General features: G+C 72.5%; 26 protein-coding genes and 1 pseudogene. 15 read left to right on the top strand and 12 right to left on the bottom strand.

The annotated features are described in order from the left end of the window. Positions 1-19 precede the first annotated feature (19 nt). From glgC to ACIPFH_RS15090, 3 genes are all read left to right on the top strand, one after another. Positions 20-1,240 (top strand): glucose-1-phosphate adenylyltransferase, encoded by a 1,221-nt coding sequence (gene glgC / locus ACIPFH_RS15100; RefSeq protein ID WP_356257985.1) that lies wholly within the window; start codon positions 20-22, stop codon positions 1,238-1,240. 104 nt (positions 1,241-1,344) lie between these two features. Beyond that, positions 1,345-2,703 (top strand): wax ester/triacylglycerol synthase family O-acyltransferase, encoded by a 1,359-nt coding sequence (locus ACIPFH_RS15095; RefSeq protein WP_401826511.1) that lies wholly within the window; start codon positions 1,345-1,347, stop codon positions 2,701-2,703. 103 nt (positions 2,704-2,806) lie between these two features. Next, positions 2,807-4,315 (top strand): SDR family NAD(P)-dependent oxidoreductase, encoded by a 1,509-nt coding sequence (locus ACIPFH_RS15090; protein WP_401826509.1) that lies wholly within the window; start codon positions 2,807-2,809, stop codon positions 4,313-4,315. Here ACIPFH_RS15090 and ACIPFH_RS15085 read toward each other — a convergent pair. Together ACIPFH_RS15085 and ACIPFH_RS15080 are read right to left on the bottom strand one after the other, a co-directional pair. Beyond that, positions 4,294-5,112, bottom strand: a complete 819-nt coding sequence (locus tag ACIPFH_RS15085; protein WP_401826507.1) for an SDR family oxidoreductase — start codon at positions 5,110-5,112, stop codon at positions 4,294-4,296. The genes ACIPFH_RS15090 and ACIPFH_RS15085 overlap by 22 nt on opposite strands. Before the next feature lie 25 nt (positions 5,113-5,137). Further along, entirely contained in the window at positions 5,138-5,587 is a 450-nt protein-coding gene (locus ACIPFH_RS15080; RefSeq protein ID WP_401826504.1) for a hypothetical protein, read from the bottom strand. Between the two features lie 483 nt (positions 5,588-6,070). Between ACIPFH_RS15080 and ACIPFH_RS15075 the strand changes: the two genes are divergently transcribed. Then, the gene (locus tag ACIPFH_RS15075) at positions 6,071-6,244 is read left to right on the top strand and encodes a hypothetical protein (protein WP_020127513.1); all 174 of its coding nucleotides are present in this window, start codon (positions 6,071-6,073) and stop codon (positions 6,242-6,244) included. 65 nt (positions 6,245-6,309) lie between these two features. Here ACIPFH_RS15075 and ACIPFH_RS15070 read toward each other — a convergent pair whose 3' ends face one another. Together ACIPFH_RS15070 and ACIPFH_RS15065 are read right to left on the bottom strand one after the other, a co-directional pair. Further along, positions 6,310-7,653, bottom strand: a complete 1,344-nt coding sequence (locus ACIPFH_RS15070; RefSeq protein ID WP_401826500.1) for an amidase — start codon at positions 7,651-7,653, stop codon at positions 6,310-6,312. Positions 7,654-7,743: 90 nt separating this feature from the next. Next, positions 7,744-8,460, bottom strand: coding sequence for a FadR/GntR family transcriptional regulator (locus tag ACIPFH_RS15065; protein WP_401826498.1), 717 nt, complete (start codon positions 8,458-8,460; stop codon positions 7,744-7,746). 220 nt (positions 8,461-8,680) lie between these two features. Between ACIPFH_RS15065 and ACIPFH_RS15060 the strand changes: the two genes are divergently transcribed. From ACIPFH_RS15060 to ACIPFH_RS15045, 4 genes are read left to right on the top strand one after another with little or no spacing between them, the layout of a single operon-like run. Continuing rightward, positions 8,681-9,436, top strand: coding sequence for an SDR family NAD(P)-dependent oxidoreductase (locus ACIPFH_RS15060; protein ID WP_401826495.1), 756 nt, complete (start codon positions 8,681-8,683; stop codon positions 9,434-9,436). Beyond that, positions 9,433-10,401, top strand: coding sequence for an aldo/keto reductase (locus ACIPFH_RS15055; protein ID WP_401826492.1), 969 nt, complete (start codon positions 9,433-9,435; stop codon positions 10,399-10,401). Before ACIPFH_RS15060 ends, ACIPFH_RS15055 begins: the two co-directional genes overlap by 4 nt. Then, positions 10,398-10,712 carry an L-rhamnose mutarotase gene (locus ACIPFH_RS15050; protein ID WP_356265140.1) on the top strand — a complete coding sequence of 105 codons (315 nt, stop codon included), beginning with the start codon at positions 10,398-10,400 and terminating at the stop codon, positions 10,710-10,712. The genes ACIPFH_RS15055 and ACIPFH_RS15050 overlap by 4 nt, the downstream gene beginning before the upstream one ends. Next, a complete protein-coding gene (locus ACIPFH_RS15045; protein WP_401826490.1) occupies positions 10,709-11,533 on the top strand; it encodes an amidohydrolase family protein in 825 nt (274 codons plus the stop codon). The genes ACIPFH_RS15050 and ACIPFH_RS15045 overlap by 4 nt, the downstream gene beginning before the upstream one ends. Here the strand turns inward: ACIPFH_RS15045 and ACIPFH_RS15040 are convergent. Next, a complete protein-coding gene (locus tag ACIPFH_RS15040; protein WP_401826488.1) occupies positions 11,521-12,942 on the bottom strand; it encodes a lipase maturation factor family protein in 1,422 nt (473 codons plus the stop codon). The two genes, ACIPFH_RS15045 and ACIPFH_RS15040, sit on opposite strands and share 13 nt — an antisense overlap. Positions 12,943-13,089: 147 nt before the next feature. On the opposite strand from ACIPFH_RS15040, the gene ACIPFH_RS15035 reads away from it, so the two are divergent. From ACIPFH_RS15035 to ACIPFH_RS15025, 3 genes are all read left to right on the top strand, one after another. Then, entirely contained in the window at positions 13,090-13,536 is a 447-nt protein-coding gene (locus ACIPFH_RS15035) for a hypothetical protein (RefSeq protein WP_401826485.1), read from the top strand. A gap of 62 nt (positions 13,537-13,598) precedes the next feature. Next, on the top strand, positions 13,599-15,704 hold the full coding sequence (locus ACIPFH_RS15030) for a SpoIIE family protein phosphatase (protein WP_401826482.1): 2,106 nt from the start codon (positions 13,599-13,601) through the stop codon (positions 15,702-15,704). A 31-nt stretch (positions 15,705-15,735) separates the two neighbouring features. Then, complete coding sequence (locus ACIPFH_RS15025) at positions 15,736-16,599, top strand: Fpg/Nei family DNA glycosylase (RefSeq protein WP_401826480.1); 864 nt, start codon at positions 15,736-15,738, stop codon at positions 16,597-16,599. A 21-nt stretch (positions 16,600-16,620) separates the two neighbouring features. Here ACIPFH_RS15025 and ACIPFH_RS15020 read toward each other — a convergent pair whose 3' ends face one another. The 5 genes from ACIPFH_RS15020 to ACIPFH_RS15000 form a co-directional block, all read right to left on the bottom strand. Next, positions 16,621-18,531, bottom strand: coding sequence for a caspase domain-containing protein (locus ACIPFH_RS15020; protein WP_401826477.1), 1,911 nt, complete (start codon positions 18,529-18,531; stop codon positions 16,621-16,623). Beyond that, positions 18,528-18,920 carry a hypothetical protein gene (locus ACIPFH_RS15015; RefSeq protein ID WP_401826474.1) on the bottom strand — a complete coding sequence of 131 codons (393 nt, stop codon included), beginning with the start codon at positions 18,918-18,920 and terminating at the stop codon, positions 18,528-18,530. The genes ACIPFH_RS15020 and ACIPFH_RS15015 overlap by 4 nt, the downstream gene beginning before the upstream one ends. 231 nt (positions 18,921-19,151) lie before the next feature. Then, positions 19,152-19,811: a zf-HC2 domain-containing protein gene (locus ACIPFH_RS15010; protein WP_401826472.1), complete on the bottom strand. Its 660-nt coding sequence runs from the start codon at positions 19,809-19,811 to the stop codon at positions 19,152-19,154. A gap of 141 nt (positions 19,812-19,952) precedes the next feature. Further along, positions 19,953-20,468: a hypothetical protein gene (locus ACIPFH_RS15005; RefSeq protein ID WP_356263661.1), complete on the bottom strand. Its 516-nt coding sequence runs from the start codon at positions 20,466-20,468 to the stop codon at positions 19,953-19,955. A gap of 156 nt (positions 20,469-20,624) precedes the next feature. Continuing rightward, positions 20,625-21,173, bottom strand: coding sequence for a sigma-70 family RNA polymerase sigma factor (locus tag ACIPFH_RS15000; protein ID WP_356263658.1), 549 nt, complete (start codon positions 21,171-21,173; stop codon positions 20,625-20,627). Between the two features lie 222 nt (positions 21,174-21,395). Between ACIPFH_RS15000 and ACIPFH_RS14995 the strand changes: the two genes are divergently transcribed. Next, a complete protein-coding gene (locus tag ACIPFH_RS14995) occupies positions 21,396-22,547 on the top strand; it encodes a CapA family protein (protein WP_401826468.1) in 1,152 nt (383 codons plus the stop codon). A gap of 59 nt (positions 22,548-22,606) precedes the next feature. On the opposite strand, the gene ACIPFH_RS14990 is transcribed toward ACIPFH_RS14995, so the two are convergent. Continuing rightward, positions 22,607-23,080: a universal stress protein gene (locus tag ACIPFH_RS14990; protein WP_356265687.1), complete on the bottom strand. Its 474-nt coding sequence runs from the start codon at positions 23,078-23,080 to the stop codon at positions 22,607-22,609. A 112-nt stretch (positions 23,081-23,192) separates the two neighbouring features. Between ACIPFH_RS14990 and ACIPFH_RS14985 the strand changes: the two are divergent. Then, positions 23,193-23,464: pseudogene (locus ACIPFH_RS14985) on the top strand (phosphatidylglycerol lysyltransferase domain-containing protein); the annotation flags it as partial. An 87-nt stretch (positions 23,465-23,551) separates the two neighbouring features. After that, positions 23,552-24,394 carry a polysaccharide deacetylase family protein gene (locus ACIPFH_RS14980; protein WP_401826893.1) on the top strand — a complete coding sequence of 281 codons (843 nt, stop codon included), beginning with the start codon at positions 23,552-23,554 and terminating at the stop codon, positions 24,392-24,394. 33 nt (positions 24,395-24,427) lie between these two features. Here the strand turns inward: ACIPFH_RS14980 and ACIPFH_RS14975 are convergent, their stop codons facing one another. After that, positions 24,428-25,099: a class F sortase gene (locus ACIPFH_RS14975; protein WP_401826465.1), complete on the bottom strand. Its 672-nt coding sequence runs from the start codon at positions 25,097-25,099 to the stop codon at positions 24,428-24,430. 334 nt (positions 25,100-25,433) lie between these two features. Between ACIPFH_RS14975 and ACIPFH_RS14970 the strand changes: the two genes are divergently transcribed. After that, positions 25,434-25,940 (top strand): hypothetical protein, encoded by a 507-nt coding sequence (locus tag ACIPFH_RS14970; protein ID WP_401826463.1) that lies wholly within the window; start codon positions 25,434-25,436, stop codon positions 25,938-25,940. Positions 25,941-25,978 lie beyond the last annotated feature (38 nt).

Genomic DNA, 25,978 nt, shown 5'->3' with positions numbered 1-25,978 from the left:
CAGCGTGAGGGGAGCGACCATGCGTCGTGGTGGGCCATCGGTGCTCGGAATCGTGCTCGCGGGCGGTGAGGGCAAACGGCTGATGCCGCTCACCGCGGACCGCGCCAAACCGGCGGTCACCTTCGGTGGCACGTACCGGCTCGTCGACTTCGTGCTGTCCAACCTGGTCAACGCCGACGTCCTGCGCATCTGCGTGCTGACGCAGTACAAGTCGCACTCCCTGGACCGGCACATCACCACCACCTGGCGGATGTCGAGCCTGCTCGGCAACTACGTCACCCCGGTGCCGGCCCAGCAGCGGCTCGGCCCGCGCTGGTACCTCGGCAGTGCCGACGCCATCCTCCAGTCGCTGAACCTCATCTACGACGAGCGGCCCGAGTACGTGGCAGTCTTCGGCGCCGACCACGTGTACCGCATGGATCCGCGCCAGATGCTCGCGCAGCACATCGAGAGCGGCGCGGGCGTGACCGTGGCCGGGATCCGTGTCCCGCGCGGTGAGTCCTCGTCCTTCGGGGTGATCACCCCGGGCTCGGACGGGCTGACGGTCGATCGCTTCCTGGAGAAGCCCGCCGACCCGCCGGGGCTCGCCGACGACCCGGAGTCCGTGTTCGCGTCGATGGGCAACTACATCTTCACCACCAAGGCGCTCATCGAGGCGCTCCAGCGGGACGCCGAGGACGAGAATTCCGTGCACGACATGGGCGGCTCGATCCTGCCCCAGCTCACCCAGCGCGGCGAGGCCCAGCTGTACGACTTCCACGACAACCACGTGCCCGGCGAGACCACCCGCGACCAGGGCTACTGGCGGGACGTCGGCACGCTCGACGCGTACTACGACGCCCATATGGACCTGATCGCCGAGCGCCCCGCCTTCAACCTGTACAACCGCAGCTGGCCCATCTACACCCACTCGGGTCAGCTCTCCCCGGCCCGTTTCAACGCCGGCGGGATCGCCAGCGAGTCCATCATCAGCGCCGGCTGCCTGATCCGCGGCCAGGTCTCGCGCTCGGTGCTCTCGCCGGGCGTCCTGGTCGACCCGGGAGCGGTCGTGCAGGGCTCGATCCTGCACGACAACGTGCACATCGGACGGGGTGCGGTCGTGCGCGGGGCGGTCCTCGACAAGAACGTGGAGGTCCCTCCGGGTGCGACCATCGGCGTGAACCCGGAGCGCGACGCGGAGCTCTACACGGTGTCGAAGGGTGGCGTGATCGCCCTGGGAAAGGGCCAGCAGGTGCCCTGAACTTAATGCGCTGTTAACTGTGCGTAGCCTGATCGTACTTGACCGTAATCGCATGGGCGCGCTTGACTGCTTGCCTCACCCTTAGTCGGACGCGAGGCAAGCCCTTGACTGCTGATGATCTGCTGGCGCCCCTCGACCTGGCGTTCTGGAACCTCGAGTCGGCCGAGCACCCCATGCACCTGGGCGCGCTCGGCGTCTTCTCGGCGCAGTCGCCCACCGCGGGCGCCCACGCCGCCGACCTCCTCGCGGCCCGGGCCGCCGCCGTCCCCGGACTGCGCATGCGGATCCGGGACGTGTGGCGGCCGTTCGACCGCTCGGAGCCGTTCGACCTGCGCCGGCCGCTCGCCTTCGGCGGCGCGACCCGGGAGGCGGACCCCGGCTTCGACCCCCTCCACCACGTCACCCTGCACCCACCCGCCGCCGACTTCCAGGCCGAGGCCGGCCGGCTCATGGAACGGCCCCTGGAGCGTGGCCGCCCGCCCTGGGAGGCGCACGTCCTGCCCGGCGCGGACGGTGGCCGCTTCGCCGTGCTCTTCAAGTTCCACCACGCCCTGGCCGACGGTCTGCGCGCCCTGACCCTGGCCGCGGCCGTCCTCGACCCCATGGATCTGCCGGCCCCCCGGACGCGCCCCGCCGAACCGGCCCGCGGGCTGATCCCCGACGTGCGCCGGCTGCCCGACCTGCTGCGCGGAGCGGTCTCCGACGTGGGCCGCGCCCTCGACATCGGCGCCTCCGTCGCCGTGCACACCCTGGCCATGCGGCCCACCCCCGCCCTCACCGCGGCGCCCACCGGCACCCGCCGTACCGCCGGCGTCGTCATCGACCTCGACGACGTCCACCGGATCCGCAAGGTCGCCGGCGGCACCGTCAACGACGTGCTGATCGCGGTCGTCGCCGGGGCGCTGCGCCGCTGGCTCGACGACCGCGGCGACGGCAGTGAGGGCGTCGTACCGCGTGCGCTCATCCCCGTCTCCAAGCGCCGCCCGCGCACCGCCCACCCCCAGGGCAACCGGCTCTCCGGGTACCTGATGCGGCTTCCGGTCGACGACCCGGACCCGCTGCGCCGCCTCGGCACGGTCCGCGCCGCCATGGACCGCAACAAGGACGCGGGACCCGGCCGGGGCGCCGGCGCCGTCGCCCTGCTCGCCGACCACGTCCCGGCCCTCGGCCACCGCCTGGGCGGCCCGCTGGTCAGCCAGGCCGCCCGGCTCTGGTTCGACATCCTCGTCACCAGCGTGCCCCTGCCCAGCCTCGGTCTGAAGCTCGGCGGGAACCCGGTGACCGAGGTCTTCCCGTACGCCCCGCTCGCCCGCGGCCAGGCCCTCGCGGTCGCCGTCTCCACCTACCGCGGCCACGTTCACTACGGGCTCGTCGCCGACGCCGAGGCGGTTCCCGACCTCGACCGGTTCGCGAAGGCCCTGACCGCCGAGGTGGAGACGCTCATCACGGCCTGCGGCTCTTGACGGGAGCGGGTTTGGAGGAGAGGCCCGGCGCTCCGTAAAATTCACCGTTCGAGAGCGGACTCGGTCGGAGCGCCGCGCGGGTGATCAGGGAAGCGGCAGCGCGATGACGGTGACAGAGGACGGCTCGGCGGCGATCACGCAGGAGGTCGTGGACGAGGTCGTGCACGGGCCCGGTATCGACCCGGAGCGGCTCGCCGTCTGCCTCGCCGTGCTGGACGAGCTCGACAAGCTGGACGTCGACCACCCCGACGCGATCACCGTGCGCAGGGCCACCGCCGGCGTCTACCGCACCGTGAAGCAGCGCCGCCGCCAGGACCGCCGGGCCGCCAAGACCGCCCATGACAAGGCGGTCACCGAGGCCACCGCGACCGGCTCCGCCCAGCGCATCGACGACGAGACCGAGGGCATCCTGCCGTCCTCGGTCACCGAGGAGGGCAGGATCGCGGGGATACTTCAGCGCCCGCGCTCCTGCTACACCTGCAAGAACCGGTACGTCGAGGTCGACTACTTCTACCACCAGCTCTGCCCGGACTGCGCCGCGGAGAACCGGTCCCGCCGCGACGCCCGTGCCGACCTCACCGGCAAGCGCGCGCTGCTCACCGGCGGCCGCGCCAAGATCGGCATGTACATCGCCCTGCGGCTGCTGCGCGACGGCGCCCACACGACGATCACGACGCGCTTCCCGAAGGACGCCATCCGCCGCTTCATGGCCATGGACGACGCGGCCGACTGGATGCACCGCCTGGAGGTCGTCGGCATCGACCTGCGCGACCCGGCGCAGGCCGTGGCCCTCGCCGACCGGGTCGCCGAGGCGGGGCCGCTCGACATCCTCGTCAACAACGCGACGCAGACCGTGCGCCGCCTGCCCTCCGCCTACGCCGCCCTGGTGGGCGGCGAGAGCGCCCCGCTGCCGGCCGGCGAGCTGCCCGCCCACCACGTCATCGGCGCCTTCGGCTCCGGCGCGGTCGACGGGCTCGCCGCGCTGCCGCTCGGGACCGGCGGCCCGGACGCGCAGAAGGTCGCCGACCTCGCCCTGGTGGCGGGCAACGCCAGCATCGCCCGGCACCTCGACGGGACCGCCATCGACGCCGGCGGTCTGGTCCCCGACGTCGTCGACAGCAACACCTGGGTGCAGACCATCGAGCAGATCTCCCCGGTGGAGCTGCTCGAGACCCAGCTGTGCAACTACACGGCACCGTTCATCCTGATCAGCAAGCTCCGCCCGGCCATGGCCGCCGCCGCCGGGAAGGCGACGAGCGGGCGCGCGTACGTCGTGAACGTCTCGGCGATGGAGGGCGTCTTCGGCCGCGGCTACAAGGGCGCGGGGCATCCGAACACGAACGCCGCCAAGGCCGCGATGAACATGGTGACGCGGACCAGTGCCCAGGAGATGTTCCAGAGCGACGGCATCCTCATGACCTCGGTCGACACCGGCTGGATCACCGACGAGCGCCCGCACTACGACAAACTGCGCCTCGCCGAGGAGGGCTTCCACGCCCCGCTCGACCTGGTCGACGGCGCGGCCCGCGTCTACGACCCCATCGTGCGCGGCGAGCACGGCGAGGACCTGTACGGGGTGTTCCTGAAGGACTACGCGCCCGGCAAGTGGTGATGCCCCGCGGTGCGGGTGGCGCCCGACCGGTCGTCCTTCCGGGGCCCGGTGCGTGCCGCCCGCACTCGCGTGCCGCCGTCCACCACCAGGTCCGCGCCGGTGACCCAGTCGGCCTCGTCCGAGGCCAGCCACAGCACCGCCCGCGCCACGTCCTCCGGCTCGCCGATCCGGCCGAGCGGCAGAGCCGGCGCGATCTCCGCTTCCCCCGGTTCCCATCGGAACCGGGCCATCTCGGTCCGTACCAGGCCGGGGGAGACGGAGTTCACCCGCACTCCGGGGCCCAGTTCGCCCGCCAGCTGCTGGGTGAGGTGGAGGAGGGCCGCCTTGCTGGTGCCGTAGGCGCCGACGCCGGTACCGACGTGGACCGCGCCCTCCGTGCAGACGTTGACGATCACGCCGCCGTGCTCGCGCATCCAGCCCCGCCACGCGCACTGCGCCAGCCGCAGCGGCGCCTCGACGTTCACCGTGAAGGCCTCCCGCCAGGCGAGCGGATCGGCGTCCATGAGCGGTCCGTAGGGCTGGTTGGTCGCCGCGTTGTTGACCAGCACGTCGATCCGGCCGAACGCGTCCAGGCACAGCCGGGTCAGCTCCCGCGGATGCCCCGGGTCCCCGACGTCGCCGGCCAGTCCGACGCCGTCCAGCTCGTCGGCCGCCTGGCGCACCTGGTCCGGATCGCGTGCGCTGACGCACACCCGCGCCCCGGCGTCGGCGAGCGACCGTGCCACCGCCCAGCCGATCCCGCGCGTGGCCCCCGTGACGACGGCGGCCCTGCCCCGCAACCCGTACGACGACGTCATCGGCGTACCGTCTCATGACGGGCCGTCAGTCGACAGCCCCAAGGCGGGAGTTCCGTGTCGCCACCAGTTCCAGCGCGGTGCGCCAGTCCTCCAGCCCGCCCGCGTCGAACCCGGCCGCCCGGCCGTCCTCGTCGGCCTGGCGCAGGGTGAGCTGGTCGTCGTCGGCGGGGGCGCCGTGCCAGGGGTGCAGAGCGACGAGGCGGGAGACGCGGGTGCCGAGCAGGTGCCGTACGGCGTCGGCGGCCCGCTCAGGCCGGCCGATGGCGTCGGTGGGGCACAGCACGTGGCCGATGGGGCGGACCAGCCCGGTGAGCTGGAGTTCCTTGTCGGCGGGACGGCTCCGGCGCAGCAGTGCGGCAGTCTGGAGCGCGTGATCGTGCAGGTCGACGCCCGGCCCGCCGCGGTCCCTCGTGTCCCGCACGCCGCGGCAGGCGTACAGCAGGTCCATCAGCTCCTCGACGCTGCGCGGCTCCATGCTTCAGTCCTTCCGCGAGACAGCCGTTGCCGGACGCCGGCAGACCATGGCCGCCTTGCTTCCGGACGAACGGCACTTGAACTGTGCGACGGACCGGCGGGCGAGTGTGCGGATTTCCTGGTGCGCCACGCGGACCGCCGTCCTCCGAACGGGTGAACTCAGAAGGTGCATCAGGGTGTAAAAAGGTTCAATTCACCTGCGGGGACATGTGGGTGACTTGCCATGGTTACCCCAAATTTTCAGCCCTATCGAGCGGCCACCCGCTCATTTGGTTACCCTGTACCGACGGGCAGCAGTACGGAGTGCCACCCACACCCACGGTCCGTCATGGGACAAGCCGCATCACAACGGCTCGCCCTCCAAGAAGTTGCCGGCGCCACCGCGTCCTCGACCGACTTGAGCAAGCCCCGAGGGAGCGTCAGACGCCGGACCGCAGACTGGCCGGCACGCCCCGAGGGTGACCCGACACATAAGGAGTGCGCGGTGACACCGGAGAAGACGAATCGCGAGCAACGCCCCAAGGAACGCCCGGAGCGGGCCGGCCGTCGGCCCGGCGAGATCGGCAGCCTCGACGTGTGGGCCCGCTCCGCCCCCATCCGCCTGGCGGGCTACGAGGAGGACCTCGCGGAGCCCCACATCCTGCCCAGCGTGGACTGAACCCGCTCGTGATCGCCCGCGTGGGCGTGCCCCCGGGCACGCCCACGCCGGGCTCGCGGCTCCGCTCAGTCGAGCGGAGCCGTCCGCCGCCACGGACGCAGCTGCTCCAACTGCTCGGCCAGTCGCAGCAGTTCGCCCTCCCGTCCCGGCCGGCTCACCAGCTGCACGGAGGTCGGCGCACCGGACGGCAGGGCGCCGAAGGGAACCGCCATCGCGGGCCAGCCGGTCAGGTTCCAGGGCGGGGTCAGCGGCGAGTAGTTCGTGTTCACCAGGACGTTGCGCAGCCAGCCCCGCTCGTGCCACGGCACCGACTTCGGCGACCGTCGCGCCAGCGCCGGCGTGAGCAGCACGTCGTACTCCGCGAAGAACGGTTCGAGACGCCGGCGCAGGACCTCCCGCGCCGAGCCGCCGCGCACCCCGGGCAGGAAGCGCCGGCCGACGGCCGCGTGCACCCGGGTGCGCCGGGCCAGCAGCCGGGCGTCCAGGCTCGCGGCGTCCACGGCCGTGCCCGCCGTCCAGTGCGCGAGCGAGGTGACGCCCAGCGACAGGGGATAGGGCGGCTCGGCCCGCTCCACATGATGGCCCGCCCGCACCAGCACCCCGGCCGCGTCCCGCGCCGCACCCGTGTAGGGCCTGCTCACCGTGACCCCGGCCAGCGGGCTGCGCACGGAGACGGCGATCCTGAGCGCGCCGGGCTCCTCGGCCGCCGCGACATCGCTGTCCGCCAGGACCGACAGCATCAGCCGCGCGTCCTCGACCGTCGTCGCCAGCGGACCGTTCTCCGACATCCCGAACCAGTCGCCGTCCCCGATGCCGGCCGGCACCACCCCGTGGCCCGGCTTGATCGTCACCAGGCCGCAGTTGGCGGCCGGGATGCGCAGCGAACCCATGCCGTCGTTGCCCAGCGCGATCGGCACCATGCCCGCGGCGACCGCGGCCGCGCTGCCGCCCGACGAGCCGCCCGCCGTGCGGGAGGTGTCCCACGGGTTGCGGGCGGTGCCGTGCACGCCCTCCGTGGTGCCGAAGACGCACAGCTCCGGCACGTTGGTCAGGCCCACGACCACCGCACCGGCCGCCCGCAGCCGGGCCACCGTGACATGGTCGGCGTCGGCCGGGGTGTCCGGTGTCGCGGCCGAGCCGACCCGGGTCGACTCGCCCCGCACTCCGAGGTTGTCCTTGACCGCGACCGGCACCCCGGCCAGCGGCAGTGCGTCCAGGTCGCCGCGGGCGGCCAGCGCGTCGGCCTCCGCCAGGGCCGCCCGGGCCCGCACCGTACGGAACGCTCCGATCCGGCCGTCCAGCCGCTCGATCCGCGCGAGGTGCTCGGCCACCACCTCTCGCGGGGTGACCTCCTTCGCGCGTACGGCGGCGGCGATCTCGACGGCGGTCCGGCCGACCCAGCTGGTCACAGGCAGCTCCCTCGATGTGCGTGCACTACTGGCGAGTACATGGGAGCACTCTGCCCCGCCGGGGGTCCCGCGTCGAGAGGCGGCCGTGACTCAGGCGCCCACCTGCCCCCTGAGCCACTCCTCCACCTCGCCGACATGGGCGGCCGCCGCCGCCCGGGCGGCCTCCGGGTCGCGGGCGGCCAGCGCGCGGTGGATCGCGGCGTGTTCGCGGCGGGTGCGGGCGAAAGCGCCCTCCTCCTGGTAGCCGCGCCAGACACGGGCCCTGAAGGTGCGCGAGGAGAGGCCCTCCAGGATCGCCGCCATCGTCTCGTTGCCGGCCGCCGCCGCGATCACCCGGTGGAACTCCAGGTCGTGCGCCAGGATCTCCTCCGGGTCGTCCGTCGCGTTCATCGCCGCCAGGTGTCCTTCGACGACGGCCAGCTGGTCCGGGGTGATACGGGCCGCGGCCAGCGCGGTGGCCGTCGACTCCAGGATCCGGCGTACCTGGAGCAGCTCGACCAGACGCGGGCCACGCGACAGATCGGCGACCACCCCGAACGTCTCCAGCAGATCCCCCGCCTTCAGCGCGGTGACGTAGATCCCGGACCCGTGCCGGGCCTCCAGCACCCCGAGCACCGTGAGCGCCCTGATCGCCTCGCGCATCGAACTGCGGGAGATGCCCAGCTGGGCCGCTAGATCACGCTCGGTCGGCAGCCGCTGGCCGGGCTCCAGCAGCCCGTCGGTGATCATCGCCTTGATCCGCTCGATGGCGCGCTGCGTCACCGTGCCCTTCGGGGCGGTCGTCCCGCTGCGCGGGGTGTCTTCCACGTGGCCTCTCCTGTCGCCGTGCGCCGCGTTCCGGTCCCGATGTGGTCGGACCACTTGAGCCGTGAACCCGTCAGAAAGCTACCCGGGGGGTGTTGCGGAGCGGAAGTGGTCTGATAAATATGCGGCAGCGGACTCGGACCCCGACTGCTCGTTCGTGGTACAGGTATCCCGGCGGCGACTCCCGGGCCGCCGACCCCATGATCCGGAAGGAGAAGGCGGCGTGAGCGACTTCGAAGGGCTGACGGCCCTGGTGACGGGGGGCGCCTCCGGCATCGGCCGGGCGACCGCGGAGCTCCTGGCCGAGCGCGGCGCCCGGGTCGCCGTCCTCGACCTGGATCCGTCCGGCGTGGCCGAGCCCGTTCTCGGGCTTCGCGCCGACGTCACCGACGACGCCTCCGTGCGGGCGGCGGTGGAGGCGGCCGTCGCCGGCCTCGGCGGGCTGGACGTCCTGGTCAACAACGCGGGTATCGGCGCCCAGGGCACCGTCGAGGACAACGACGACGCCGAATGGCACCGGGTCGTCGACGTCAACGTCGTCGGCATGGTCCGCACGGCCCGCGCCGCCCTGCCGCACCTGAGGCGTTCCTCGCACGCGGCGATCGTCAACACGTGTTCCATCGCCGCCTCCGCCGGCCTGCCGCAGCGCGCGCTCTACAGCGCGACCAAGGGCGCGGTGTACTCGCTGACCCTCGCCATGGCCGCCGACCATGTCCGCGAGGGCATCCGCGTCAACTGCGTCAACCCCGGCACCGCGGACACCCCCTGGGTGGGCAGGCTGCTCGACGCGGCCGACGACCCGGCCGCCGAGCGCGCCGCCCTGGAGGCACGCCAGCCCACCGGCCGACTGGTCGCCGCCGCCGAGGTGGCCGGCGCCGTCGCCTATCTGGCGAGCCCCCTGTCCGGCGCCACCACCGGCACCGCCCTCGCCGTCGACGGCGGGATGCAGGGCCTGCGGCTGCGGCCGGTGGGCCGGTGAACGGCCTCGGACGCAGCGGCGTCCAGGTCAGCCCGCTCGCCTTCGGCGCCGCGGTCATCGGCAACCTCCTCACCGAGGTGGGCGAGGAACAGGCGTACGAGGCGGTCGCCGCCGCCTGGCAGCGGGACATCCGCTACTTCGACACGGCGCCGCACTACGGCCTCGGCCTGTCCGAACGCCGCCTGGGCGCGGCCCTGCGCGAGCACCCCCGTGCGCAGTACACGATCTCGACCAAGGTGGGCCGCCGCCTGGAACCGACGGACCGGGGCGGCGACGACCTGGCCGACGGCTTCGCCGTCCCCGCCACGCACCGCCGCGTGTGGGACTTCAGCGCCGACGGCGTACGACGCTCCCTGGAGGCCAGCCTGGAACGGCTCGGCCTGGACCGGGTGGACGTCGTCTACCTCCACGACCCCGACGACCACGCCGAACAGGCCTTCCGCGAGGGATATCCGGCGCTGGAGAAGCTGCGCTCGGAGGGCGTGGTCGGGGCGATCGGCGCCGGTATGAACCAGGCGGAGATGCTCACACGTTTCGTGCGGGACACGGACGTCGACGTGGTGCTGTGCGCGGGCCGGTACACACTGCTCGACCAGCGGGCCCGAGCCGAGCTGCTGCCCGCCGCCGTCGAGCGGGGTGTGTCGGTGGTCGTCGGAGGCGCCTTCAACTCCGGCCTGCTCGCCGACCCCAGGCCGGTCGCCACGTTCAACTACGCCCAGGCCCCTGGCGACTTGCTGGACCGTGCCCTGCGCATGAAGGAGACCGCGGAACGGCACGGCATCACCCTGCGGGCCGCCGCCCTGGCGTTCTGTGCCGCCCATCCTGCCGTCGCGAGCGTCCTGGTCGGCACCCGCTCGGCGGCCGAGGTGCGGGACTGCGCCGAACAGTTCGCGATCGCCGTCCCCGCCGCCTTCTGGCAGGAACTGCGGGACACGGGCCTGCTCACGTCCGAGGAGCCGTCATGAGGGTCGCCCTGCACACGAGGGTCCGCGCGGACCGCGTCGACGCGTACGAGGCCGCGCACCGGGAGGTGCCGGGGGAACTGACCGACGCCATCCGCGCCGCCGGCGCCACCTCCTGGACGATCTGGCGCAGCGGCACCGATCTGTTCCATGTCCTGGAGTGCGAGGACTACGCACGCCTCCTCGCCGAGCTGGAGAAGCTCCCGGTCAACGTGGTGTGGCAGGCGCGGATGGCCGAACTGCTCGACGTGGTGCACGACTACTCCGACGAAGGGGCCGGCGCCGGCCTGCCCGTCGTGTGGGAGCTGCCGTGACCGTCGACGCGCACCACCACGTCTGGGACCTGTCGGTGCGGGACCAGGACTGGATCGCCGAGGACAGCCCGCTCCGGCGGGACTTCACCGTCGACGACCTCGCACCCCGGGCCCGCGCGGCCGGGGTGGACCGTACGGTCCTCGTCCAGACGGTCACCGTGGCCGAGGAGACCCCCGAGCTCCTCGCCCTCGCGGACGCGCACGACCTGATCGCGGGGGTCGTCGGCTGGACCGACCTCACCCGCCCGGACGTCGCCGAGGAACTGGCCCGGCTGCGGGAGCTCCCCGGCGGCCGGTACCTCAAGGGCGTCCGGCACCAGGTCCAGGGCGAGCCGGACCCGCGGTGGCTGGTGCGGCCGGACGTACTGCGCGGTCTCACCGCCGTGGCCGCCGCGGGCCTCGTCCACGACCTGGTGGTGCTGCCCCACCAGCTCCCGGCCTGCGTCGAGGCGGCCGCCTCCATGCCCGAACTCACCTTCGTCCTGGACCACTTGGGCAAGCCGCCGATCGCCTCCGGCGCGCTGGAACCCTGGGCGTCCGGGATCCGGGAGCTCGCGGCGCTGCCCAACACGGTCTGCAAGCTCTCCGGCATGGTCACCGAGGCCGACCCCGCGTCCTGGACCGCCGACGACCTGCGCCCGTACGCGGACACCGTACTCGAGGCCTTCGGCCCGGGCCGGCTGATGTTCGGCTCGGACTGGCCGGTCTGCACGGCCACCGCGTCCTACGGTGAAGTCCTGGACCTCGCACGGCAGTTGACCGAACCGGCCACGCACGCGGAGATCTTCGGGGGCACCGCGGTCCGGGTCTACGACCTCTGAGCCGTCCCCGACAGCCGCGTCGGCGGCAGGTACTCCCGCACATACGTCCGCTGCCAGCACGCGCCCGTCTCGCGCAGCTCCCGCCAGGTCGTGTAGCGGTAGCGGAAGAGGCGGGCGCGGATGTGGCGCGGAGGCTCGTCCGGCGGGAACGGGGAGCGGCGCAGCAGCTTCAGCGTGGCCCGGTCGTTCTCCAGCAGCCGTTCCACCAGGGCGGTGAACCACGGCCCGGCGTACGCGGGGGAGAGCGCCGCGAACCACATCATCCAGTCCAGGCGCAGATGGTACGGGGCGAACTGCCGCGGCCAGTGCCGGGGATCGCCCGGCTTGCCCCGGAACTCGTACTCCCGCCAGTCGGAGTCCTCGCGCGGCACGCCGTCGAGCGTGCCCTCGACCACCACCTCGTAACGGATCCGGCTCACGCTGCCGAACGCGCCGTAGGTGTTGACCAGGTGCAGCGGATCGAAGGAGCGGTTCATCACCTGGCGCCGGGAGAGCATGTTGACCACCGGTCGGTGGCTGAGGAACAGCAGGAGCGCGGCCGTGGCGAGGACCAGGGTCTCGTACCAGAGCGGCGCGTCGGGAGCCGACCGGTGGCCGGCGGGCAGCCGGAGCGCGGGTACGGCCAGGACGATGGTGATCCAGTTCAGCCAGGCGAAGTTGCCCGACAGCACCAGCCACAGCTGGGTCAGGATCATCAGGGACGCGGCCGCCGTCGCGATCGGCTGCGGGGCGAACAGCAGGAACGGCACGACGAGTTGGGTGAAGTGGTTGGCCGCCACCTCCACGCGGTGCAGCGGTTTCGGCAGCCGGTGGAAGAACCAGCTCAGCGGGCCGGGCATCGGCTGGGTCTCGTGGTGGTGGTAGAGGCAGGTCAGCTTCCGCCAGCAGGCGTCGCCCCGCATCTTGATCAGACCGGCGCCGAACTCGACCCGGAACAGGATCCAGCGCATCAGGAAGAGCACCAGGACCGGCGGGGCGACCTCGTCGTTGCCCAGGAACACCGCGAGGAAGCCGGTCTCCAGCAGCAGGGACTCCCAGCCGAACCCGTACCAGGTCTGGCCCACGTTGACGATCGACAGGTACAGCGCCCACGGCACCAGCCACAGCAGCATCGCCGCCCAGAGGGGCAGCAGACCGTCGAGACCGGCGAGCAGTGCCGCCGACACCGCGCAGCCCGTCCAGGCGCAGACCGCGAACAGGCGGTCGGAGTAGTGCAGTTGGAACAGGCTCGGCGCCCGCCGGAAGGGCACCCGCTCGACGAAGCGGGGCACCGGCAGCATCCCCCGTTCGCCGAGCAGCGCCCGGAACTGGAGGGCCGCCGTCAGGAACGCGACCAGGTAGACACCGGCCAGGGCCCGCTGGAAGACCAGTCGGCTCAGCCAGTACTCGGGTGCGGTGAACCAGTCCACGGCCGTGCGCTCCTCTTTTCCGGCCCTCTCGGGGCCGGGTCACTGTGCGTGTCCTCGTGCTCCGGTTGCGTGACCCCCACGGGTGAAGCAGACAATAGTGGGCGAATCATCTTCGGGGGATGGACCGAGACGATGCGGGAGAACGTGGTGCGACTACCCACTGCCACTCTCCTCACCGCCTGCGCGCTCTCGGCGACGCTCCTCGTCGCCGGACGCGGCGGTGCGGGCGAGGAGATCACCATGCCGGGCGCGGACGCCGTCCTCCCCGCGGCCGAGGGACGTGTGGTCTCCGGCGACCCCTTCGGCGGCCTCTCCGCCGACCCGTCCGGCGCCGGCCAGGAGCCCGGCTCCTTCGCCGACGCCGACGCCGACGGGGAGCCGGGTCTCGGTGCCGTCGATCCCGGCTCCGGCGAGGGTGCCGGCTCCGATTCCGACCGCGGTGCCGCCCCCGACGCGATCGGCCCGCAGACCGTCCCGGAGGTCCCCGACCTGCCCGACGGCGGCGGGCTGATCCCGGACGGGCCCGACGAGTCCGACGGGCTGGACCCGTCCGACAGCATCTTCGGCAGCCCCGTCGACGTCGTCATGGGCTGACCGTGGCTCCGGGTCCCCGTTCCCCGGTCGAAGAATCGGGCAAATCCTGGCAAGGTGGCCCCATGGCTGATCGGGGAGCGAGCGCCCTGTCCCTCCCGGACGACTGGCCCGCCCACCCGGATCCGATCCTGGCGCTCAACCGTATGGGCAGCTTCGACTGGGACCTGGACTCGGGGCAGTTCCACATGGACGCCCGCGCCCATGAGATCTTCGACCTGCTGCCCGACGAGTACGACGGTGACCCCGCGACCCTCGCCGTCCGGGTCCCGCCCGCCGAGGGCATCCGCCTCGACGAACTGGTCGCCCAGGCCATCAAGGACGGCAGCGAGAACTACGGCGCCTACTTCCGCATGCGGCTGCGCGACGGCACCCTGCGCTGGACACACACCCAGGGCTACATCCGCCGCGACGGGACCGGCCGCCCACGTCGCATCGTGGGCATCGTGCGGGACGCGACCGACGAGCTCAGCGATCTCGCCGCCCGTCGCGACGAGGCCGACCTCGACAACGCGCGCCGCGAGCAGACCAACGTCGTCCAGCTCACCACGGCGGCCCTGGCGCACGCCCGCACCGTGCGCGACGTCATCGACGTCCTCAAGGACACCCACGGCCTCACCCACCTCGGCGCTACCAGCCTGGTCATGGGGCTGGTCGAGGCGGGTCGCATCCGGCTGATCGCCGAGGGGCCGGAGGGCAGCTTCGTGCCCGGCACGCTGGTCACCCGGCTGGACGAGCCCTACCCGATGAGCGAGGTCGTGCGGACTCTGACCCCCCGCTTCATCGAGTCGCCGGAGGAGTTCGCCGGCGGCTACCCCGTCCTGTGGCCGCACCTCACCGATCTGAAGATCACCTCGGCGGCCTATCTGCCGCTGATCGTGCAGGCCCGCCCGATCGGCGCGATGGGCCTGCTCTACAGCGACCGCCGGGGCTTCACCCCGGAGGACCGCAACATACTCGTCGCCCTGGGCAGCAGCATCGCGCAGAGCCTGCAACGGGCCATGTTCTACGAGCAGGAGAAGGACATCGCGCAGGGCCTCCAGCAGGCCATGCTGCCGCGCACCATCCCCAGTGTGCCCGGTGCCGACGTCGCCGTCCGCTACCGTGCGGCCACCATCGGCGGCTCACTGGGGCGCGACATCGGCGGCGACTGGTACGACCTCATCCCGCTGCCCGGGGGCGCCCCCTCCGGGGGAGGCCGGGTCGGCGCCGTCATCGGCGACGTCCAGGGCCACGACACCCACGCCGCCGCCGTCATGGGCCAGCTGCGCATCGTCCTGAGGGCCTACGCGGCCGAGGGCCACACCCCGGCCACCGTGATGGCCCGCGCCTCCGTCTTCCTGCACGAACTGGACACCGACCGCTTCGCCACCTGCCTGTACGCGGAGGCCGACCTCTCCACGGGGGTCGTCCAGGTGGTCCGCGCCGGGCACATCGACCCGCTGCTGCGCGGCCTCGACGGGACCTGCCGACGCGTTCCGGTCCCCGGCGGGCTGCCGCTCGGCCTGTCCGCCGAGTTCGGCAGCCTCGAGTACCCGGTCAGCACCGTGGAGCTCGACCCCGGCCACACGCTGCTGCTGTGCACCGACGGCCTGGTCGAGCAGCCCGGCGCCGACCTGGACGACGGCATGCGGGCCCTCGCCGCCCTGATCGCCGCGGGCCCCGAGGACGTCCGTAAACTCGCCGACCAGCTCATCGAGGTCGCCGAGGAGCGCGGCGGGGACGACGACGTCGCCCTGCTCCTGCTGCGCCGGCGCGGCCCCGACAGCCCAACGGGCGGGAGCCGTCTCCAGCAGCATGTGGCACCGGGCGACCCGGAGGCTCTCAGCGAGGCCCGGCACATGATCCGCGCCGCCGTCCGCACCTGGGGCGCCAGGGACCGTTCCGACGAGATCGAACTGGTCGCCGACGAGCTGATCACCAACGCGCTCATGCACACCGAGGGCGCCGCGATCGTCACCCTGCGGGTGCTCACCGGCACCGAGCACCGGCTGCGCGTCGAGGTGGAGGACTCCTCCAGCGCTCTCCCGCGCCGCCGTGAGGCGGGCGAGTCGGGGGTCTCCGGGCGGGGCCTGCTGCTGGTGGACCTGCTCACCGACGCGTGGGGAGTGGAGGCGCGGGGCGGCGGCAAGTGCGTCTGGTGCGAGTTCGTGGTGCCGGAACGGACCTGAACACTCCGGTCGCTGATGGCACCCTGGACCTATGCCGGAACTTCCCGAGGTCGAAGCGCTCAAGGACTTCCTGACCGAACACCTCGTCGGCCACGAGATCGTCCGTGTACTGCCCGTCGCGATCAGCGTGCTGAAGACGTACGACCCGCCCGTCACCGCGATCGAGGGCCGGGAGGTCACCGCCGTGCACCGGCACGGCAAGTTCCTCGACCTGGCGACCGGCGACGGCCCGCACCTCGTCACACACCTGGCCCGCGCGGGCTGGCTGCACTGGAAGGACAGGCTCCCGGACGGCCCGCCCCGCCCCGGCAAGGGGCCCCTGGCCCTGCGGGTCGCCCTGGAGACGGGAGCAGGCTTCGACCTGACGGAGGCCGGCACCCAGAAGCGGCTCGCGGTGTACGTCGTCCAGGACCCGCGGCAGGTCCCCGGCGTCACCCGGCTCGGCCCCGACCCGCTCGCCGCCGACTTCGACGAGGCCCGCTTCGCCGCGCTCCTCGCGGGTGAGCGGCGCCGGCTGAAGGGCGCCCTGCGCGACCAGAGTCTGATCGCGGGCGTCGGCAACGCCTACAGCGACGAGATCCTGCACGCGGCGAGGATGTCCCCGTTCAAACTGGCGGCCTCGCTGACGCCGGAGGAGACCCACACCCTCTACGACGCCCTGCGCACGACGCTCACGGAGGCGGTCGAGCGCTCGCGGGGCCTGGCCGCGGGGCGTCTGAAGGCCGAGAAGAAGAGCGGTCTGCGGGTGCACGGCCGGACCGGCGAACCCTGCCCGGTCTGCGGCGACACCATCAAGGAGGTCTCCTTCAGCGACTCCTCGCTGCAGTACTGCCCCACCTGTCAGACGGGCGGCAAACCGCTGGCGGACCGGAGGATGTCCCGGCTGCTGAAGTAGTCACCGGTGGGAGTGAGGCGGTCACCAGTGGGGGCTGCCCACCAGGTAGGCGACCAGCATGAGCACGCCCAGGACCAGGGCCGGGATCGCCAGGCCCTTCGCGAGGGACGTCATGCTCCGCGTACCGTTCGCCGCCGACGTCGTGTACCGCTCCCGCCGTGATACCAGGACGTGCCGTGCGAGCGCGCCGACGACGAGGGCCAGAGCGGCGGTGATCAGGGACACGGTGAGGGGCGTCAGCGCGTCCTGCTGGGCGACGTCGGCTTCGATGTCGCCCTGGCTCCCGTCCTCGATCCGGTCCGCGACGGCCACCGCCGCCGCCTGGACGGCCAGGACCACCGTGATGACCGCGGTGACGGCGAGCGCGAGGGCGCCGCCGGCGAGAGCGGGCGCGTGGCGGGACGAGGGCCGGGCGCGGCTTCCGGTTCGCTCCCGCCCCCACTGCTCGCCGCTCCCGTACCGGCCCTTGTGGGGTGGGCCTGTGCGGTCCGTGCTCGTCCCCTGCTCTCCTGTCCGGTTCCCGCCGCCCGGGACCACCGGCTTCGTCTTCGGCATCGTCGGAAGGCCCGAGGCCCCGACGACCACCGTGTCCGGCCCGCCGGCGGACCCGTTCGGGGGCGCGGTGGTGCCGTTCGGGGGCCCGGTGGTGCCGCTCGGGGGCTCGGAGTCGTGCGACGGGCCCACCACCGCCTCGACGTGGACCACCGCTTCGTCGGCCACCCCCTTCAGCGCGATGTCACCGGACAGGTGCCCCTCGGCGGTCGTGTCCACGCCGACCTTGAAACCGTTCGCGGTCGGCTCGACCCGCAGCCATGACTGTGCGGGCTGGGCCACGCAGTGACGGGCCAGCGGTGGCCCGTTCATGGTCACGGACTTCTCCTGGAGGGGCGAGCCCTTGGGGACCGGGCCGAAGTCCAGATGGTCCGGGGACGGCGCCACACGGATTTCGCGCAGAGCGCGGCACGCTTCGTCGGCGATCTGCCGGATGTCGTTGCGGGCGACGTCCTCCAGTGCCTGTCGAGCTCCTTCGGCCAGGGGCAGGGACTCGTTCTCCAGGCGGGAGCGCAGCTCCAGCACGGCGCCCTGCCGGGTGAAGGCGTTGTCGCTGTTGACGGCGGCCAGCAAGGAGGGTGGTGAGGGAATGGCGGCGATCTTGATGCGGCCGCGCCGGCTGTGCGCCAGATGCAGCTCTCCCTGCATCTCCACCGTCTTGCTCGGCGTCTGGTTGGGGTTCTGCTCCTGGACGTGCTCGAAAACGTAGTCGTACAGGTCGTCCAGGGAGACCTCGCCGTCGGCGTCGAGGTCGGCCTCGCCGGTCGCCAGGCCCTGCACCACCGCGTGCGTGAACACCGAGGGCCGGGGAGCGGAGTTCTCGGCCAGTTCGTCGCCCTCGAAGGCGAACTCCATGGAGTTGGACGCCGTGATGACGGCCCAGCCCCGCCCGCCGGGCGGCTTGTCCCGCGCGAAGGACTCGAGGACGTCGACCTTTCCGGAAGCGCGCACGGACGACGACCCCCGGGAGAAGGCGCCGCCGTAGCAGCAGTCGAGGAACAGGACGGTCCGGCCGGCCCGGGTACGGGACATGCATCCGCGGACGAAGTGGGCGGGGATCGCCGTGGCGTCCAGCAGCCGGGGCTCGGTGTCGCTGGCGGCGAAGTACAGTTCGCCGGACTCGCTCTTGAGGCCGTGGCAGGAGAAGTGCAGCACCAGGGTGTCGTCACGGCGGCGGTCGTTGAAGAAGCCCTGGATGCGCCTGCGCATGGTGTCGGCCGGCGCGTTGCGCACGACGTCCACGTCGAAGTCGCCGATCTGCGGGTCGTGCAGGACCCCGGCGAGGGCGGCGGCGTCCTGGGCGGGCGCCTTGAGCCTCTTGAGCCCCTGGTCGGCATAGCGGTCGTTGGCGATGATCAGCGCGTGTCTGGCATTCGTCATGGCTGGGCTCCGGCCGCGGAATGACGTCGGAGGAAGACCTCGAACGCCTGGGCCACCTGCTCGTCGGTCGCCTCGGATATCTCGAGTACGTCGTCGTCCAGGGCCAGACGCAGCGAGGGCCGGGAGTCCCGGGAGCGGCCGCGCCATTCCCGGATCGCGTCGAGGACCTGCCTCAGCCCCTTGACCGTGCTGCCCAGGCTCACCACCAGGGCGCCGATCGCGGCCACCTCCACGACGCGGGCGCCGGGCGGGGGCTCCTCGCCGGGGACGGACATCACGTCGTCCACATCGAGTTGCAGCAGTTCCTGGCGCAGACAGCCGGTCAGTTCCGCGATGTCCTCGACGTCCGCGCCCTCCTCGGCCACGAGGATCTGCAGGGTCTTCTCCACCGGGCGGCCCCTTTCGGTCCTACGCACAGGGGCGGCGCGGAGTCGGACGGTCGGTGGCTCCGCGTCCGCGGCTACGACATCATTTTCCGCCGCCCGCCGTACGCTCGCAAATCACGCGCACCATGCAGGAGGTGGCGAAAACGCGCCCGCGGCTCGAACCGCCCCCGCCCGCGCCCCCGTCCCCGCGTCGACATCGACATCGAAGTGACCTGAACTCACTCCGTGCCGGCGTCAGTGGGCCTCGAGGGTCACCAGGTGCTCTCCGGTCGCCGTGCGCAGCTCGTAGCGGGCGATCTCGTCGGTGTGCCAGGCCGCGGCGCCCTGCATGATGTTGGGGCGGGCGTCGTGCTTGGGGACGTTCCAGTTGGTGACCGTCTGCTCGGAGCCGTCCAGGCCGATGGCGATCAGGCGGCAGGAGCGGGGACCCGCCCCGTCCTTGACCTCCAGCTCCACATGGCTGCCCCAGTCCTCGTCCTCGGCGGTGACCTGCGCCCAGACCCCGGACTTCTCGTCCGTCGCGGTGACCCGTACGGCGTTCTCGCCACCGCTGCCGCCCCCCGCCATCATCGCGATCACGGGGCCGGCCAGGGCGACCACCACGGAGGCGGCCACCGCGTACAGCACCCGTCGGCGCACGGCCCGGTGCCGGACCGCCACCTCGGCGAGCAGCCGGTCGAGCAGCTGCGGGCCGGGGCCGGCGAAGGGGTGCACGGCGCGCGGGGTGGCGCGCCGGTAGAGCATCATCTGTCGTGCGGTGGGACCGAACTCGGTGACCTGCGCCGCACATTGAGGACACTCCATGAGGTGGTCCTCGAAGCGGAAGGCTTCCGTTTCGTCCAGCACGCCGAGCGCGTACGCGCCGACGTCGCGATGCCTTTCCAGGGACCTCATGCCGAAACCTCGTGCCTTTGAGTGCCAGTGGGGTTACTCCTTGCTCCCACCGGTACGCACCCGGCCGGCGAATCACTCAAGCCACGTACCGAATCGTGACCCAGATGTTCGGAGCGGTCCGGCCCGCGGATTGGTGTGATTCTAGAAAAGATGAATCGCCAGGTGGCCGAGAGGCAACCCGAGCTGCCAGGCGGGCGTCCAGACCTTGGGTCCCTCGTCCTCGCCGGCCCCCGGCGCACCGCCGGGCACCGCGTTGAGATCGGGAGCGAGCAGCTCCGTCTCCTCGAGCCAGCGCCAGGCCGCGGCCGCCAGGTCGAGATCGGGAGCCGGTCCGTCGGACCGGGCGGCCTCGGCCCTCAGTTGAGACATACGTTCATCGACCCAGTCCTGCCACGGCTGGTCGTACGCCGTGAGCGAAAGCCACGTCTCCAGCTGAGTCACGACCCGGATGCCGGGCAGTTCGCCGTCGGTGTCCGACAGGAAGATGGTGAGTGCCAGGGCGTCGCGCCCGGCGCGGAACTCGAAGGACGTCGGCGGCATCAGATCGCCGGTCCGCAGCAGTTCGTCGGCGATGTACTCGGCGTACAACCAGGCCATGGGGACGGTCAGTTCGCCGCCGCCGGTGCCGTCCGTGCTCTGGTGACCTCTGTGCAGCATCCCTTCCTGCCTTCCTCCGGTGCTTGCGCTCGCCCGTTGCCGGGACGCAGGGGACCCGGTCACCGGGCCCCGTCCGGAACACGGATAAGGACACCCGATTACCCAAAGGGGGTCCTCGGCAAGGCGCTTTGCGGAGACTTGACCCAGTCCTGGGTTTCAGCGCAGGTCGGCCGCGTATCCCGGAAGCACCCGGCGCAGGGCGCGCAGCGCGTAGTACGCGCGGGACTTCACGGTACCGGGCGGAATTCCGAGCGTTTCGGCGGCCTCCGCCACACTGGCCCCCTGGAAATACACCAGCACCAGTACTTCACGGTGCTCGGGAGTGAGTGTCTTCACAGCCTCGCGCACATCGAGGGTGGCGGCCGCCCGCTCGGCGTGGTCGGCGCAGACGGGCGCGTTCTCCAGCACCGCGTCGCCGACCTCGGCCGGCCGCGCCTGGCGGGCCCGCCGTGCGTCGATCGCCAGCCGCCGGCCGACGGTGAGCAGCCAGGGCCGTACGGAGTCGAAGGTGTCGGCGCGCAGGGCCTCGGGGTGCTGCCAGGCGCGTACCAGGGTCTCCTGGACGAGGTCCTCGGCGCGCTGGCGGTCGCCGTCACACAGCCTCAGCAGCAGCGCGAACAGGGGTCGGCCGTGCTCGCGCTGGAGCGCGGCGAGCTCGTGCTCGGCGGTCGTCGTCCTGGCGTTGAGGGCGGTTCCGGCGGTCATGGGCGTATGGCACCGCAGTGCGCCGGTTCGGGACAGGGCGCGCACACGGGTCTGCGACGGACGGTCGATCGCGTCGACGAACGGTTCGACGAACGGTCCTGGCTACGCCGATCGCGGGCATCGGCCCTGGACGAAGGGAGTGCCGGGGCGGGCCGCCGCCCCTCATGGATTAGTACTGGACCATGCGTAAATATGACAAATCATGGGGAGTGGGGTGAACCGGTGATCGCACGCAGACACCTGGTGGCCCTGGTCCTGACCGCCGTGCTCGCGTCGGCCGCCGCCTGCCAGGCCCGAGAACACCGGTCCGCCGAACGCTCCGGCCGCCCGGCGCCGTCCGCCGCCCGCGGCTTCACCCTCGTCGCCTCCGGCGACATCCTCCCGCACACCACCGTCATCGACCGCGCCCGCTTCGACGCCGGGGGCACCGGCTACGACTTCCGCCCGATGCTCGCGGGCATCGAACCCGTGGTCGCCCGCGCCGATCTGGCGCTGTGCCACATGGAGACCGTGTACGGCGCGAACGGCGTCTACACCGGCTACCCGGACTTCAAGTCCCCGCCGGAGATCGCCGCGGCCCTCGCCGCCACCGGCTACGACGGCTGCTCCACCGCCTCCAACCACAGCCTCGACGACGGAGCCGCCGGCGTGCAACGCACCCTCGACGCGCTCGACGCCGCCGGCGTACGCCACGCGGGCACCGCGCGCACCGAGGCCGAGGCCAACTCCGTCACCCTCCTGCGCGCGGGCCCGGCGAACGTCGCCCACCTCGCCTACACCTACGACACCAACGGCCACCCGCTTCCGCAGGGGCAGCCCTGGACCGTCAACCTCCTCGACGAGAACCGGATCCTCGCCGACGCCAAGGCCGCCCGGAAGGCGGGTGCCGACGTGGTCGTCGTCTCCGTGCACTGGGGCACCGAATGGCAGGACGCCCCGGACGAGCGGCAGCTCTCCCTCGCCCGCGCCCTCACCGCCTCCCGCACGAACGGCCGCCCCGACATCGACCTGATCCTCGGTACGCACGCCCACGTCCCGCAGGCCTACGAGAGGGTCAACGGCACCTGGGTCGTCTACGGCATGGGCGACCAGATCGCGGGCGAGATGTTCAATCACCAGGGCGTCCAGGACGCACGCGGCAACCAGTCCACCGTCGCCCGCTTCACCTTCGTCCCGCCCGCCCGGCCCGGTGCCCGCTGGGAGGTGCGCAAGGCCGAGTTCGTGCCGCAGATGTTCGACCTCGACGCCGGCCGGGTGGTCGACCTCGACAAGGCCCTCGCCCAGGGCGCCGGCGTCGAGGGGGTGCGCGACCGGATCAGGGAGGTCGTCCTCGGCCGGGGCGCCGCGAAGAGCGGACTGGTGATGGGGAAGTGAGCCCGCCCCAGGTCGGGACCTTTCGGACCCGACCTGGCAGCCCGCGGGGTGGCCGGAGGCTACGGCACCACCGTCACCGGCCACCGCCCCGCCTTCACCAGCCGCACCGCGACCGATCCCACGATCCGGTGGCCGGCCTGCTCGGAGGCGCCCACCACCACCGCGTCCGCCGTCAGCTCGTCCGCCGCCTTCACCAGGCCCGCGAAGGGGTCGCCGCGGAAGGTGTGGAACTCCCAGCGCACGTCGAATATCCCCCGGGTCCGCTCGGTCGCCTCCCGGATCTGCGCGACCAGGTCCTCGGCGATCTCGTCGGTAGTCTCCGCGACCGGCACCCCCAGCGCCGCGCCCGCCGCCAGCACCGGCTGCACGTACACCACGGCGAGCAGCGCGTGCTGGCGCCGGGCCAGGCCCCCGGCGTAGGCCGCGGCCCGCAGCGAGGAGTCGGAGCCGTCCACCCCGACGAGAATGACCTTGGGTCCGTCCGTGCCCCGCTCGAACTGGTGCGCGGGCTGCTGCGAGTGCTGTTCCGTCACGGCCAGAGGCTATCGGAAGCCGCAGGTCCGCCCGGTGCGAGGGCCGTTCGACGAGTTCCTGCCGGCCCGCCGACACCGCCGTCCGCAAGAAGGCCGCCCGGTGGCTGGTCCCTGGGCGCCCGCGGTCGTGGGCGCCTGCGAGGACGGCGCGAAGGCCTTGGTCCGCGCCGGACTCGGCGTCCTGCGACCGGGCGACGAGGCGATCCTGCCGGTCGTCTCCTTCGACCTCGGCGGCCCCGGACGCGGGTCATCCGGCAGGCCGTGCACCGGGTGCGCCGCACCGGCGCCTCCTGCCGGCTCCGCCGCCACCGCACCCTCACCGAGCAGGAGATGGAGGAGGTGGCCGGCCGCGCGGACGCCTGGCGTGACACCGAGACCGAACGCGACCGACTGCGCCGGGCGGGTGGAATCGTGCCGCCGGTCCGGTGTCGGTGTGGTGGGTCGGCCGTCGATCGGGCGACCCATGACTGCATGAAGAACGATCAGCTGTTCACGCGACGACGGGCGTTGCTCGCCGGCGCCGGAGCCGCCGTCGGAGCGGTCGGCACGGCCGGAGTGCTCCTGTGGGGCGAGGACGGGAAGCCGGCCGGGGCGGCGGCCTCCGCCGCGGGCGCCCCGGCGCGCGCTCTGCCGCTGAAGCCCTCCGCCTACCGCCTCCAGCCGCTCACCGGCTACGGCCCCCCGCGCACCGCCCCCGGCCGCACCCCGGTGCGCCACGAACCGCTGCTGAGGATGACCGGCCGCGGCCGCACCATGGTGCTGACCTTCGACGACGGACCCGACCCCCGCTACACCCCCGGCATCCTCGACACGCTGGCCCACTACGACGTGCGCGCGATGTTCTTCGTCTGCGGGGAGATGGCCGCGGACAACCAGGAGCTGCTGGGGCGCATGGCCGACGAGGGCCACGTCGTCGGCAACCACACCTGGTCCCACCCCCTGCTGACCCGCCTCACCCGCCGCCGGATCCGCTCCGAGATGTCCCGCACCAGCGACGTCATCGAGGAGGGGTACGGGGAGCGGCCCCGTTGGTTCCGCGCCCCGTACGGCGCATGGAACCGCGCCGTCCTCCAACTCGGCGCCGAACTGGGCATGGAGCCGCTCGCCTGGACGGTCGACAGCCTCGACTGGACCGCCCCCGGCACCGGAACCATCGTCGACCGGGTCGAGAAGGGCGCCGCCCCCGGAGTCGTGGTGCTCTCGCACGACGCCGGGGGCGACCGCTCGCAGAGCGTGCGGGCCCTGCGCCGGTATCTGCCGCAACTCCTGGATTCCGGCTATCACATCACCGTCCCGCACCGGCGGTACACCTGACGCGAGCCCCCGCCCGCCCGGTCGGGACACCGCTCAGCGGACCTCGACCAGGCGGGCGAAGGCGACCACGTTGCCGTCGTATCCGTTCGCCTTCGAGAAACCGCCGCCGCAGGTGATGACCCGCAATTCGGGGGCTCCCTTGGAGGCGTAGACGCGGTCGCCGGGGAAGTTGTTCTTCGCGAAGACCTCGATGCCGTAGATCTCGAAGACCGCGGTCTTCCCGTCCATCCGCGACACCTCGACGCGGTTTCCCTTCTTCAGGGCCCCGAGACCGTAGAAAACGGCGGGGCCCAGTGTGTTGTCCACATGGCCGACGACGACCGCGGTCCCCTTTTCACCGGGCGAGACACCACCGGTGAACCAGCCGGCCAGGTTCGGGTCCTCCGGTGGCGGCGCGCCGACCCAGCCGTCCGCGTCCAGGCCGACCGACATGACCGGCGCGTCCACCCGGATGGCGGGGATCCGTACCCGGTCCGGCACGGCGTACGCCAACGGCGCCGGCGTCCGGCCGAGGGCCCCGCCGGCGGCACGGCTGTCCGCGGCGGCCGCGGACGCGGGCTGCGGCGGGCCGATGTCGAACTCTCCCGACCCGTTCCGGATGAGCGCGAGACCGGTCAGCAGAACAAGCGCTATCACGCCCCATGGGGCGCGCTTCCTCCGCCGCTCCTCTTCTTCCGCCACCTCGGACAGCTCGTACGCAGACATTCGCCATCCCCTTTCGACGCGGCCGTCACCGCGTCCCTTCGCGCATATGAGAACGCTAAGTCCCCGGACCGGAACCGGCGACGGGGCAGCGGCGAACGGGTGGCTCCTACGCCTTTCGGTGCGCCATCCGAGTTGCCGACGGCAGGAATTTTCTGACGGTCCGTGACCTGCGGCTATATCCGATTGTGTGCATTTCGCTCGGCGTGTCCTCTCACCAGGACGGACCATTCCCGAAATGCGGGCGCGTGCAAGGCATCTGAGGGTCTTTTCGGGAGGTGCTTTCTCGCCGACATGCCGGGGACGGGCCCCCGGGGCGCCTTCCGCGGAGGATCACATGCGCATCACTCGTGTTCTGGCGGTCTCGGCGGTCTCGGCCGCCGCGGTCGCCTCTCTCGGCTTCACTGCCCCGGCCGCCGTCGCACGCGACGGCATGGGCGCCAACCCGAGCAACATCATGGCCCTGCCCGCCGTCATCGCCCGCGGTGGCCAGCTGACGGTCACCGTCGACGGCTGCCCGAGCGGCGGCACCATGACCTCGGCGGCGTTCCCGCAGACCAACCTGACGCCGATCAACGGCGCCAACCAGACGGCCAAGGGCACGGCGACCATCAACGACAACGCCCGGGCCGGCGCCTACGACATCACCGTCAACTGCTCCGGCCGGACCCTGACCCGTCCGGCCGCCTTCACCGTCATCGGCGGTGTCCGCGGCGGACTCGGCGGCAGCACCACCACGGGGGCCACCCCGACCGACATGGCCATCGGTGGCGGGCTCGTCACCGCGGCCCTCGTCGGCGGCGGCCTGTTCTGGATGCGGCGCCGCGCCGAGCGCCGCGTCTGAGTCCGCCCCGAAGGAGACCGCACCTCGCACGTGGCACA

The sequence above is a fragment of the Streptomyces sp. NPDC088157 genome, from assembly GCF_044741545.1.
Classification (GTDB): domain Bacteria; phylum Actinomycetota; class Actinomycetes; order Streptomycetales; family Streptomycetaceae; genus Streptomyces.
Note: the sequence above shows the minus strand (reverse complement) of the source record. Positions and strands in the feature narration are given on the sequence as shown.